Genomic DNA, 253 nt, shown 5'->3' on the forward strand with positions numbered 1-253 from the left:
GTGGCAGGACTCTGCGTAGTCTTGCAGCAGTTTCTGCGCCGCCACTTGGGTCAGCCCCGAGTCCGGGCCGGCGTTGATCTTGGCCACCACACGAATTTTATAGGGTTGAATCTGCGCGCCTTGGACGCTGACTAGATCGGTTTCCGGCCTTACATCTGGCCGTGCGAAATGTCGACGTACGCCGTCAAGCAAGTCGATAGATGGCGTGCCGTCGCCTTCCCTGGAAAGCACGGTGACCATGACTTCACCCGGT

At 59.3% G+C, this 253-nt stretch carries 1 protein-coding gene; it reads right to left on the reverse strand.

The window, feature by feature from the left end:
• Positions 1-240, reverse strand: a 240-nt coding sequence (locus tag AAEY88_RS14640; protein ID WP_350563557.1) for a baseplate J/gp47 family protein, incomplete at its 3' end; no start/stop codon positions are given.
• Positions 241-253: the final 13 nt, after the last annotated feature.

Origin of the sequence: Psychrobacter sp. CAL346-MNA-CIBAN-0220, assembly GCF_040309805.1 — a bacterium.
Lineage (GTDB): Bacteria > Pseudomonadota > Gammaproteobacteria > Pseudomonadales > Moraxellaceae > Psychrobacter.